The organism is Mycobacterium sp. E1715, assembly GCF_001667625.1.
GTDB lineage: Bacteria > Actinomycetota > Actinomycetes > Mycobacteriales > Mycobacteriaceae > Mycobacterium.
Genome location: NZ_LZJJ01000143.1, coordinates 1 through 11,223, shown reverse-complemented (window position 1 = coordinate 11,223; position 11,223 = coordinate 1). Strand labels below are relative to the sequence as shown.

The following is an 11,223-nucleotide window of genomic DNA, read 5'->3' as shown; positions in this document are numbered from 1 at the left end:
CGACGAGCCGGCCGACTTGCGCCGCGACATCGAGACCAACCTGCGCACGCTCGGCGCCGACCAATTGGCCGCGGTCAACCTGCGCGTGTTCGAAAGCGACGGGCCGGATCAGCTTTTCGACGACCAGCTGTCGGTGATGATCGAAGCCCGCGACGCGGGACTGATCGGGGGGATCGGGTTGAGCAACGTCAACCGCGATCACCTGCTGCGCGCCTTGGAGCGCACCGAAGTCGCCTGTGTGCAAAACGCATTCAACCTCGTCGACCGCGGCCAATTGGTCGGCGCCGAGCGTGCGCAGGTTGGTCTCGATGTCGCGGCGCAAGTCGGCCGGCTCGTCGACCGGTAACCAGGCGCCGCTGTCGTCGCGCCGGCCGCCGACCTTGCTCACCAGCGCCAAGTTCTCCGGATAGGGATGCAGCGCCTCGCGGATGAGCTCGTTGGCGACGTCGGGACCGTAGAACTGGGCGGTGTCGATGTGGTCGACGCCGAGTTCGACGGCCCGGCGCAGCACGGCGAGCGCCTCGTCGCGGTCCCGCGGCGGGCCGAAGACGTTGGGCCCCGGCAACTGCATCGCGCCGAAGCCCACCCGGGAGACCGAAAAGCGACCGAGTGGAAAGGAATCCATACGGTGAGGTTAGCGTCGGTGCATGGACACGTTTCAAGCGCTCGTCGCCCGCGAAGATGGTGACCGGATAACCGCCTCGGTCGAGACTTTGAGCCGCTCCGACCTCCCACCCGGTGAGGTGACGATCCGGGTGCTCTATTCGAGCGTCAACTACAAGGACGCGCTGGCGCTGACCCCGGGCGGCGGCGTGGTGCGCAGCTACCCCGTCGTGCCCGGCATCGACCTGACCGGCGAGGTCGTCGAATCCGGTTCGGCGGACTTCACCGTCGGCGAGCAGGTGCTGGCGCACGGATACCAGATCGGCACCGGCCACCACGGCGGCTACGCCGAATACGTGCGACTGCCGGCCGACCAGGTCGTCGCGCTCGGCGCGCTGAGCCCGCACGAGGGCGCGGCGATCGGGACAGCCGGCTTCACCGCCGCCATGAGCGTGCAAGCGCTGATCGACTGGGGCATCGAACCCGGCGCCGGCTCAGTGGTCGTCACGGGCGCCTCCGGCGGCGTGGGCTCGGTCAGTGTGGACCTGTTGGCCGCCGCGGGCTACCGGGTGGTGGCCTCGACCGGCAAAGAGGGTGCCGCCGGGCTGCTGAAAGAGCTTGGCGCCGCGGAGGTTATCGGCCGACTGCCCGAGGATCCCGACGCCAAACCGCGGCCGTTGGCCAAGGCGCGGTGGGCGGCCGCGGTGGACTGCGTCGGCGGCGCGACGCTGGCGGACGTGCTCAGCGCCGTCGACTACGGCGGGGCGGTGGCCTGTAGTGGCCTGACCGGCGGGCCGGCGTTGCGCACCACGGTGATGCCGTTCATCCTGCGCGGCGTGGCGCTGCTGGGCATGGATTCGGTGCAGATGCCGATCGGCCGGCGCCGCAAACTGTGGGCGCTGCTGGGTGATTCGTTGCGGCCGCGTCACCTCGACTTGCTCACCAGCGACGTCGACATCAAGGACGTCGTCGATGTGCTGGATCAGGTGCGTGCCGGCAAGTTCACCGGGCGGGCGGTGGTGCGGGTCGCCGGCGGTTTTTGAGTCGGCAGTAGGCTGTCCGACCATGCGTGCTGCGCGGGTGACTCGGCTGGACGGTCCGGACGCGATCGAGGTGGCGGAGATCGACGAACCATCGGGTGACGGTGTCGTCGTCGAGGTGCACGCGGCCGGTGCCGCCTTCCCCGACGCGCTGCTCACCCGGGGCCTCTACCAGTACCGCCCCGAGCCGCCGTTCGTGCTGGGCGCCGAGATCGCCGGCGTGGTCCGCTCGGCGCCGGACGGCGCGCACGTGCGGGCCGGGGACCGGGTCGTCGGGCTGACGATGCTGTCCGGCGGCATGGCCGAAGTCGCGATCCTGCAACCCGACCGGGTGTTCAAACTTCCCGACAACGTGAGCTTCGAGGCGGGCGCCGGCCTGCTGTTCAACGACCTGACGGTGTACTTCGCGCTGACGGTGCGGGGCCGGCTGGCCCAGGGCGAGACGGTGCTGGTGCACGGCGCCGCCGGCGGCATCGGGACGTCGACGCTGCGGCTGGCGTCGCTGCTCGGGGCGTCGCGCACCATCGCGGTGGTCAGCACGGAAGAGAAGGCGAACGTCGCGACGGCCGCCGGGGCCACCGACGTGGTGTTGGCCGACGGGTTCAAGGATGCCGTCAAGGAGCTCACCGGCGGTCGCGGCGTCGACGTAATACTCGACCCGGTCGGCGGCGACCGCTTCACCGACTCGTTGCGCTCGCTCGCCCCCGGCGGACGGCTGCTCGTCGTCGGCTTCACCGGCGGGGATATCCCGACGGTGAAGGTGAACCGGTTGCTGCTCAACAATATTGACGTGGTCGGCGTGGGCTGGGGCGCCTGGACGGCGACGCATCCGAACGCGCTCGCCGAGCAATGGGCCGGCCTCGAGAAGCTGCTCAGCTCGGGCGAGCTGGCCGCCCCCACCCCCGAGGTCTACCCCCTGGACGAGGCCGCCGCCGCGGTCGCGTCGCTGGAGAACCGCACCGCCAAGGGCAAGGTCGTGGTGCGCGTCCGCGACTGACGCGATGTGCCGGTCGATCGGCGACACATAAACGTCAGCGAAGACACGCCGTGTCGGGTCGCAATGGATTATGTCTCGCGGAGGGCCGGGCCCTTGTGCCGGCCAGAAACAAAAAGTAATGTCACTTTCAGTTTTGTCCCAGCGAGCCCCCGGGGGTCAGCCATGGAATCCTTCGTCCACATGCGAAAAGGCAAGACGCCGCGACGCCTGCACGCCGACCTCGACGGGCTCAAGGACGACGAGCTGGGGCGGGACGGATTCACCGGCCGCACCGCGAACCTGTACCGCCGCCACGACCCCACCGCCTACCGGTCGGTCGGTCCGCTGCGCCCCGTCGACGTGCTCGCGGAACAGCTCAAGCCCGCCGACGCCACCGACGCCAACGGCGGTCCGCTGCTCATGTTCAGCAACGCCGACTGCCGAATCCTGTTGAGCCGTCGCCACGAACCGATGCCGTTCTTCGTCCGCCATGTCGACGGCGACCTGCTGTGCTTCGTACACCGGGGCGCCGGCCTGGTCGAAACCGAGTTCGGGCCGCTGCGCTACCGAGGGGGCGACTGGCTCTACCTGCCGAAGGCGTGCACCTGGCGCCAGGTGCCCGACGAGGAGACGACGCTGCTCATGGTCGAGGCGACCGACGAGTTCCGGGTGCCGCCGCCCGGGCCACTGGGCCGGCACTTCCCGTTCGACCCGTCGCAGGCCACGATCCCCGACCCGGCGCCCATCGACGATGACGGGCGCGAGGAATACGAGGTGCGGCTCATGCACGAGGGCGGCCCGACGACCCTGTTCTACCAACACCATCCGCTCGACGTCGAAGGTTGGCGCGGCGACAACTTCGCGTTCACCTTCAACATCGACGACTACAACGTGGTCACCTCCGACAGCGTGCACCTGCCGCCGACCGTGCACCTCTTCATGCAGGCCACCGGCGTCTACGTGATGAACTTCCTGCCCAAGCCCGCCGAAGGCGTGGCCGGCACCGAGCGCACGCCGTGGTACCACCGCAACGTCGACTACGACGAGATCGCCTTCTTCCACGGCGGCTCGCTCTACGGCATCCCGATGCCGCCGGGCCTGATTTCCCATGCGCCGCAAGGCGTTCACCACGGCGCACCGGAGAAGGCGCGGGAACGGGCGCGCCGCAAGTTCGACGAGTACTCCCGCGTCGATTGGCAAGTGATCGCCGTCGACACCCGCCGGCGACTGACCCCGTCGGCCGAGGTGCTGGCGCACGACCTAGGACAACACTGACCATGACGACCCGCCACGAATACGAGCGAATCCCCTATCTCATTGCGTTCCAGAACGATTCCGGCGTCCGCGACGTGTACGGCGGCCTGGCCGAGATCACCGTGCTGGAGAGCTACCTGCTCAAGCCGAAAGACAAGCCGTCGGACACCGTGCTGGTGTTCATGCACCCGATCGGCGGCGGCGCCTACCTGCCGATGATCAACGCGCTGGCCCGGGCCGGCCACCATGTCATCTACTGCAACAGCCGGTTCCGCGGCACCGACTCGGCGCTCCTGATGGAGAAGGTGGTCGAGGATCTCGGCGAGTGCATCAAGGACGCGAAGAAGCGGCTGGGCTACACCAAGGTGGTGCTGGCCGGGTGGAGTGGCGGTGGCTCGCTGTCGATGTTCTACCAGCAGCAGGCCCAGCACCCCACCATCACGTCGAGCCCGTCGGGCGACGGCCCCGACCTGACCGCCCTGGAGCTGCCGGCCGCCGACGGCATCATGCTGCTGGCCGCGCACATCAGCCGGCATGGCACGCTGACCGAATGGCTGGACGCGTCGATCCTCGACGAATCCGATCCGACCAAGCGCGATCCCGAGCTGGACCTGTACAACCCGGACAACCCGAACCAGCCGCCCTACAGCCAGGAGTTCCTGGCCCGGTACCGCAACGCACAGGTGATGCGGAACCGGCGCATCACCGCGTGGGTCAAGGACAAGCTCGCCGAGCTGAAGGCGGCCGGCCGCGAGCAAGACGAGTTCTGCTTCGTCGTGCATGGCACCATGGCCGACCCGCGCTGGCTGGACCCGACCGTCGATCCCAACGAACGCGTCCCGGGAACCTGCTACCTGGGGGATCCTCAGGTGGTGAACATGAGCCCGGTCGGATTGGCCCGCTTCTCCACGCTGCGCGGCTGGCTCTCGCAATGGAGTTACGACGACGCCCGCGGCGACGGGGTGGCCTGCGGGCCCGACATCGCGGTCCCGGCGCTGGTCATCGGTAATCTGGCCGACGACGCCTGCACGCCCAGCCACACCAGGCGGCTGTTCAACGCGATCGGGCACCAGGACAAGGAGATGCACGAAATCCCCGGCGCCACCCACTATTACGCGGGCCCCGACCAGCGCGACAAGCTGCGCGCGGCCGTCGATCTCGTCACCGACTGGCTGGTCCGGCACGACTTCGCGGGGGCGCAGTGACGCCCACCGGGCCGCTGGACGGCGTCCGGGTGCTCGAGCTGGGCACGCTGATCGCGGGCCCGTTCGCCGGACGGTTGCTGGGCGACATGGGCGCCGACGTCATCAAGGTGGAACCCCCCGGCGCCCCGGACCCGCTGCGCACCTGGGGCCAGGCCGAGGCCGACGGGGAGCACGTCTTCTGGACGGTGCACGCGCGCAACAAGAGAGCCATCACCCTCGACCTGCGCAAGCCCCGCGGCCGCGAACTGTTCCTGGAGCTGGTCGCGAAGTCCGACGTCGTCGTGGAGAACTTCCGCCCGGGCACGCTGGAGAAATGGGACCTGGGTTACGACGTGCTCAGCGCCCGCAACCCGGGCATCATCCTTGTCCGGGTGTCGGGCTACGGGCAGACGGGACCCGACGCGCACAAGGCGGGCTACGCCTCGGTCGCCGAGGCGGCGAGCGGCCTGCGCCACCTCAACGGTTTCCCCGGCGGCCCGCCGCCCAGGCTCGCGCTCTCGCTCGGTGACACCCTGGCCGGCATGTTCGGCGCCCAGGGCGCGGTGGCCGCGCTGTACCGCCGCGGCATCACCGGGCGCGGCCAGGTGGTCGATGTCGCGTTGACCGAATCCTGTTTGGCCGTACAGGAATCCACCATCCCCGACTACGACCTCGCCGGCGTGGTGCGCGGGCCGTCGGGCACCCGGCTCGACGGCATCGCGCCGTCCAACATCTACCGCAGCGCCGACGGCTCGTGGGTGGTGATCGCCGCCAACCAGGACACCGTCTTCGCCCGGCTGTGCAAGGCGATGGGCCGCCCGGAGCTGGCCATCGACGACCGGTTCGCCACCCACGGCGCGCGCGGCCGCAACCAGGACGAGCTCGACGAGATCATCGGCGCGTGGGCCGCGGAACGCCGGCCCGCTGACATCATCGAAACCCTCAGTGCCGCGGGGGTGATCGCCGGTCCGATCAACACGGTCGCGGAGGTGGTCAACGACCCGCAGCTGCGGGCCCGCGGCATGCTGGTCGAGCACTTCGATGAACGGATCGGGCGCAACGTTCTCGGGCCGGGCATCGTGCCGGTGCTCTCCGAATCCCCGGGCCGCGTGCGCAACGCCGGGCCGGCGCGGCCGGGCCAGCACAACGACGACGTCTACGTCGGGCTGCTGGGCAGGACCGCCGAGGAGCTCGCGGAGCTGCGCGCCGAGGAGGTGCTGTGAACCAGCACGTGGCCATCCGCGAGGTGGCGCTGCGCGACGGTCTGCAGATCGAGGCGCCGATCCCGTTGTCGGCCAAGCTGGAACTGCTGGCCGCGATCGCGGCCACCGGGGTCCGCGAGGTGGAGGTCACGGCGTTCGTCTCGCCGACGAAAGTGCCGTCGATGGCCGACGCCGCCGAGCTCGCGGCCCACCTGCACGACTACCCCGACATCGAGTTCTCCGCCTTGGTGGCCAGTCCCAACGGGGCCAAGCGGGCGGTGGCCGCGGGCCTGCGCTCGATCGAGTACGTGGTGGCCGCCGACGACACGTTCAGCAAGGCCAACGTCGGCCGCACCAGCGCGCAGGCCACCGAGGCGATCGACGAGATCGTCGCGATCGCGCACGGCGCCGGCGTCACCGTCGAGGTCGTCATCGCCACCGCGTGGGACTCACCGTTCGAGGGCCCCACCCCGCCCGAGCGCGTGCTCGAGATCCCCGCGGCCGCCCGCGGCCGGGGCGCCGACCGCCTGTCGATCGCCGACACCATCGGCACCGCCACGCCGGGGCGCGTGAGTTCGCTGATCGCGCAACTGCGTCCGGTGATCGGCGACCTGCCGCTTGGCGGCCATTTCCACAACACCCGCGGCTCCGGGCTGGCCAGCGCGTACGCGGCGGTCGGCTCCGGGGTGACCCGGCTGGACGCCTCGGTCGGCGGGCTGGGCGGCTGCCCGTTCGCGCCCGGCGCCACCGGCAACATCGCCACCGAGGACCTGGTGTACCTGCTGTCCGACAGCGGCATCGGCGTGGACGTCGACCTGCAGGCCGCCATCGCCGCCGCCGAAGTCGCCAAATCGGCTGTGGGCCACGACCTGCCGAGCGCCCTGCTGCGCGCCGGCGACCGGATCCGGACCTGATGCCCGCCCCGGACGCGCTGACCGCCAAGGGCCGCCAAACCAGGCAGGCCATCGAGCAGGCCGCCCGGAAGCTGTTCGCCGAACGGGGCTTTCACGGCACCACGCTGGCCGACATCACGTCGGCGGCGGGCCGCTCGCCCGCGGTGTTCTACCGGTATTTCGCCGACAAGGAGGACCTGCTCGCCGCGCTGGCCGAGTCGTTCCTGCATGACGTCGTCACACCGTCGGGGTTGAGCGTCGAGCTTCCCGAATCGCCCGACGACGACGCGTTCTTCACCGCGGTGGTCACCGGCTACTGGAACATGTTCAAACAAAACATCGGCATCATGATCGCCGTGGCCCAGCTCGCCGCCACCCAGCGGCGCTTCGCGACCGTCCAGAACGAGTTCCGCCGCTTCGGCATGGACATCGTCGCCGCCTCCGTCCGCCGCGCCCAGGACCAGGGCTACGGAACCGAGCTCGACCCGCAACACACCGCGGCGGCCATCGCCCTGCTGTTCGAGAACTTCACCACCGTCTTCGTCGGCCCCTCCAACCTGGGCATCAAGATCAGCGATGAGGACGCCATCGCCACCCTGTCGACGATCTGGAAGAAAACGCTTTACGGCACGTAAGGAGAAACCTGTGGACTTCACACTCCCCGAACACCTTCCGGGTCTGCTCGCCGAGATGGACGAGTTCATCGAGGCCGAGATCAAACCCTTGGAGCGCGAGCACATCCAGTACTTCGACAAGCGCCGCGAACACGCCCGCACCGACTGGGACAACGACGGCATTCCGACGCGCGAGTGGGAGGACCTGCTCGCCGAGATGCGCCGGCGAGCCGACAAGGCGGGCTGGCTGCGCTACGGGCTACCGTCGTCGCTGGGCGGCCGGGACGGCACCAACGTCGACATGGCCGTCATCCGGGAACACCTGGCGCACAAGGGTCTTGGCCTGCACAACGATCTGCAGAACGAATCCTCGATCGTCGGGAACTTCCCGCAGGTGATCATGATGGAGCGGTTCGGCACCGACGAACAACGGCGGGGATGGTCCGAGGCCCTGATCACGGGGGAACGTTCCATGGCGTTCGGGCTCACCGAGCCGCAGCACGGCTCGGACGCCACCTGGCTGGAGACCCGCGCCCAACCCGACGGTGACGGCTGGATCATCAACGGCTCCAAGCGGTTCAACACCGGCGTCCACCGCGCGACTCACGACCTGGTCTTCGCCCGCACCTCCGGTGAGGCCGGCCAGGCGCGGGGCATCACCGCGTTCCTGGTGCCGACGGACGCGCCCGGGTTCGACGTGCCCTACTACTGGTGGACGTTCAACATGCCGACCGATCACGGCGAGGTGGCGCTGACCGACGTCCGGGTGCCGGCCGACGCGGTGCTCGGCGAGGTGGACCGCGGCCTGGAGGTCGCGCAGACCTTCTTGCACGAGAACAGGATTCGGCAGGCGGCGAGCAGCCTGGGCGCGGCCCAGTACTGCATCGACCGCGCCGCCGAATACGCCGGCACGCGGACGGTGTTCGGCAAGCCGCTGTCGGTCAACCAGGCCGTGCAATGGCCGCTGGCCGAGTTGCAGACCGAGGCCCAGATGGTGCGGCTGCTCGTCCACTACGCCGCCTGGCACCTGGACCGCGACCACCACATGGAGGTCTCGGACAAGGTGTCGATGGCCAACTACCGGGCCAACCGACTGGTCTGCGACGCCGCCGACCGGGCCATGCAGATCTTCGGCGGCCTGGGCTACAGCCGGCACGAGCCGTTCGAACACATCTACCGCCACCACCGTCGCTACCGGATCACCGAGGGAGCCGAGGAGATCCAGATTCGCCGGGTGGCCCAGCGGCTGTTTAAGTTTGGCAAGTGACGTCGACCGAGGAGCTGGCCACCCAGATCGCCGCGGCGCTGGCGCCGGTCCTCGGCGCCGACGTCGCCGTGGAGAACCTGCGCGCGCTGACCGGGGGCGCCAGCCGCTCGACGTGGGCGTTCAACGCCGTCGCCGGCGAGCGACGCCACGCGCTGATCCTGCGCACGGGCGCGCCCGACGACGTGCACGCCGGCATGGAGCTGGAAGCACGCGCCCAGGCCGCCGCCGCTGCCGCAGGCGCGCCGGTCCCCCACGTCCTCCTCGCTGACGATTCGCCTGCCGCCCTGGGCAATCCGTTCCTGATCTGCGACGCGATCGAGGGTGAGACGATCGTCCGGCGCATCCAGCGCCAACTCGACGAGGCCGGCGGGCAGGCGGCCCGCGCCGGGCTGCTGCGGCAATGCGCACAGGCCCTGGCGGCCATCCACCGCGCCGACCCGGGCATCCCCGGCCTGGCCCGCGAGGATCCGCTCGAGCAGTGGCGCGAGCGGCTCGACGCGATGGGTGACACCACGGCCACTTTCGAATGGGCGTTCCGCTGGCTCGAGGCGCGCCGACCGGAGTCATCGGCCGACGTGCTGGTGCACGGCGACTACCGGATGGGCAACCTCATCGTCGACGGGGCCCGCCTCGCCGCCGTCCTCGACTGGGAATTGGTGCACCGCGGCGACCCCTACGACGACCTGGCCTGGTTCTGCATCCGGGCCTGGCGCTTCGGCGCCCCGGCCAGCCTCGGCGCCGGCGGCCTCGGCAGCATCGAGAGCTTCTTGCGGGACTACGAGCAAGCCGGCGGGACCACCGTCGACCGGGCGGCGTTCCATTGGTGGCTCGTGCTGGCCACCCTGCGCTGGGGCGTCATCTGCCGCTACCAGGCCGAGCGGCACCTGAGCGGCCAGTTCCGCTCGGTGGAGCTCGCCACGATCGGTCGCCGCGTGTGCGAGACCGAGTGGGACCTGCTCGACCTGCTGGAAGGGGCCGCCTGATGATCGGCGCGTACGGCCGCCCGCTCGCGGCCGAGCTGGTGGCCGCGGTGGCCGAGTTCCTCGAGACCGACGTGCGGGCGGCCACCACCGGGCAGGTGAACTTCCACGCGCGGGTGGCCGCCAACGCGCTGCGGATCGTCGAGCGCGAGCTTCTCGACGAGAGCGACGCCGAATCCCGCGCCGCGCTGGCCGACCTTGGGTTCGCCGACGAGGAAGAGCTGGCCGCCGCGATACGGGCCGGCGAGATGGACGGGCGGGCCCGCGAGGTCACCGCGTGCTTGCGCACCTTGGTGCGCCGCCGGGTGGCGGTGGCGCACCCCGGATACGACACCGAATAGCCGGGCGACGACGCGGCCGTGCAGCGGCGCGCGAAGGAGCCGGGCCATCGAGATAGGAGCAGTCGCCATGGCCGGTGCGAGTGTGGAGATCGTGGCCGACGCGGCCGACCGCCTGTTCACGGCGATCGAGAAGGGCGACTACGCGGCGGTCGACGGGATGTGGAGCGATGACATCGCGGTCTGGCGAGTCGGCGCGCGCGGCGACGACGGCAAGGCTCGCGCGCTGCGCGTCATCGACTGGTTCATCACCGCGACGACGGAGCGCCGCTATGAAATCCTGGACCGGCGATTCTTCGAGGGCGGCTTCGTCCAACAACACGTCCTGCACGCCACCGGTCATGCCGGACAATCGATCTCGATGCGGGTCTGCATCGTGATCAGGGTGGGCGGCGACGGCCGGCTGGACCGGATCGACGAGTACTTCGACCCCGCAGATATCGCGCCGTTGCTCGGCTGACGTTAGATTCGCCACGACAGATGGGGGTGACGATGACGACTTTGGAAACACTTCTCAACGATCCCGACCTGGCCGGCGTGTGGAACCTCGTCCCGAACCGCTCGACCATCACTTTCAAGATCAGGAACATGTGGGGTCTGGTGCGGGTCAAGGGCCGCTTCACCGAGTTCAGCGGAGACGGCCAACTGACGGGCACGGGGGCGGTCTTCGGCCGCCTCGACATCCGCGCCGCCTCCCTGGACACCGGCATCGGGCGTCGCGACAAGCACCTGCGCTCGGCCGATTTCTTCGACGTCGAGCGCTTCGGTGAGATCAGCGTCGTCGTCACCGCGGTGCAGCCGACCAAGGGCAAGTCCGCCGACCTCCGGGCCGCCTTCACCATCAAGGGCGTGACCGCGCCGCTGCCGCTGTC

General features: G+C 70.0%; 13 protein-coding genes and 1 pseudogene. 13 read left to right on the top strand and 1 reads right to left on the bottom strand.

The window, feature by feature from the left end; translation table 11 throughout:
- Positions 1-16: 16 nt before the first annotated feature.
- Positions 17-346 (top strand): aldo/keto reductase, encoded by a 330-nt coding sequence (locus tag A9X03_RS28315; RefSeq protein WP_369831182.1) that lies wholly within the window; start codon positions 17-19, stop codon positions 344-346.
- Here A9X03_RS28315 and A9X03_RS07930 read toward each other — a convergent pair.
- A pseudogene (locus A9X03_RS07930) lies at positions 260-625 on the bottom strand (aldo/keto reductase); the annotation flags it as partial. The gene A9X03_RS28315 and the pseudogene A9X03_RS07930 sit on opposite strands and share 87 nt — an antisense overlap.
- 22 nt (positions 626-647) lie before the next feature.
- On the opposite strand from A9X03_RS07930, the gene A9X03_RS07925 reads away from it, so the two are divergent.
- The 12 genes from A9X03_RS07925 to A9X03_RS07870 all read left to right on the top strand — a co-directional run.
- On the top strand, positions 648-1,646 hold the full coding sequence (locus A9X03_RS07925; protein WP_067757029.1) for an acryloyl-CoA reductase: 999 nt from the start codon (positions 648-650) through the stop codon (positions 1,644-1,646).
- Between the two features lie 22 nt (positions 1,647-1,668).
- Positions 1,669-2,640, top strand: a complete 972-nt coding sequence (locus A9X03_RS07920) for an NADPH:quinone oxidoreductase family protein (RefSeq protein WP_067757032.1) — start codon at positions 1,669-1,671, stop codon at positions 2,638-2,640.
- Between the two features lie 162 nt (positions 2,641-2,802).
- Positions 2,803-3,894, top strand: a complete 1,092-nt coding sequence (locus A9X03_RS07915) for a homogentisate 1,2-dioxygenase (RefSeq protein WP_067784543.1) — start codon at positions 2,803-2,805, stop codon at positions 3,892-3,894.
- 2 nt (positions 3,895-3,896) lie between these two features.
- Positions 3,897-5,078, top strand: coding sequence for a S9 family peptidase (locus A9X03_RS07910; RefSeq protein WP_067757038.1), 1,182 nt, complete (start codon positions 3,897-3,899; stop codon positions 5,076-5,078).
- Entirely contained in the window at positions 5,075-6,280 is a 1,206-nt protein-coding gene (locus A9X03_RS07905) for a CaiB/BaiF CoA-transferase family protein (RefSeq protein ID WP_067784546.1), read from the top strand. Before A9X03_RS07910 ends, A9X03_RS07905 begins: the two co-directional genes overlap by 4 nt.
- Positions 6,277-7,173, top strand: coding sequence for a hydroxymethylglutaryl-CoA lyase (locus A9X03_RS07900; protein ID WP_068260480.1), 897 nt, complete (start codon positions 6,277-6,279; stop codon positions 7,171-7,173). The genes A9X03_RS07905 and A9X03_RS07900 overlap by 4 nt, the downstream gene beginning before the upstream one ends.
- Positions 7,173-7,787 (top strand): TetR/AcrR family transcriptional regulator, encoded by a 615-nt coding sequence (locus tag A9X03_RS07895; protein ID WP_067784553.1) that lies wholly within the window; start codon positions 7,173-7,175, stop codon positions 7,785-7,787. Before A9X03_RS07900 ends, A9X03_RS07895 begins: the two co-directional genes overlap by 1 nt.
- Before the next feature lie 10 nt (positions 7,788-7,797).
- Positions 7,798-9,033 (top strand): acyl-CoA dehydrogenase family protein, encoded by a 1,236-nt coding sequence (locus A9X03_RS07890; protein ID WP_067784555.1) that lies wholly within the window; start codon positions 7,798-7,800, stop codon positions 9,031-9,033.
- Positions 9,030-10,016: a phosphotransferase family protein gene (locus A9X03_RS07885; protein WP_067784558.1), complete on the top strand. Its 987-nt coding sequence runs from the start codon at positions 9,030-9,032 to the stop codon at positions 10,014-10,016. Before A9X03_RS07890 ends, A9X03_RS07885 begins: the two co-directional genes overlap by 4 nt.
- Positions 10,016-10,354, top strand: coding sequence for a DUF6285 domain-containing protein (locus A9X03_RS29715; protein WP_067757052.1), 339 nt, complete (start codon positions 10,016-10,018; stop codon positions 10,352-10,354). The genes A9X03_RS07885 and A9X03_RS29715 overlap by 1 nt, the downstream gene beginning before the upstream one ends.
- Before the next feature lie 67 nt (positions 10,355-10,421).
- Positions 10,422-10,811: a nuclear transport factor 2 family protein gene (locus tag A9X03_RS07875; RefSeq protein ID WP_067757055.1), complete on the top strand. Its 390-nt coding sequence runs from the start codon at positions 10,422-10,424 to the stop codon at positions 10,809-10,811.
- Between the two features lie 32 nt (positions 10,812-10,843).
- The coding region (locus tag A9X03_RS07870; RefSeq protein WP_197696033.1) for a YceI family protein at positions 10,844-11,223 on the top strand (380 nt) is incomplete at its 3' end.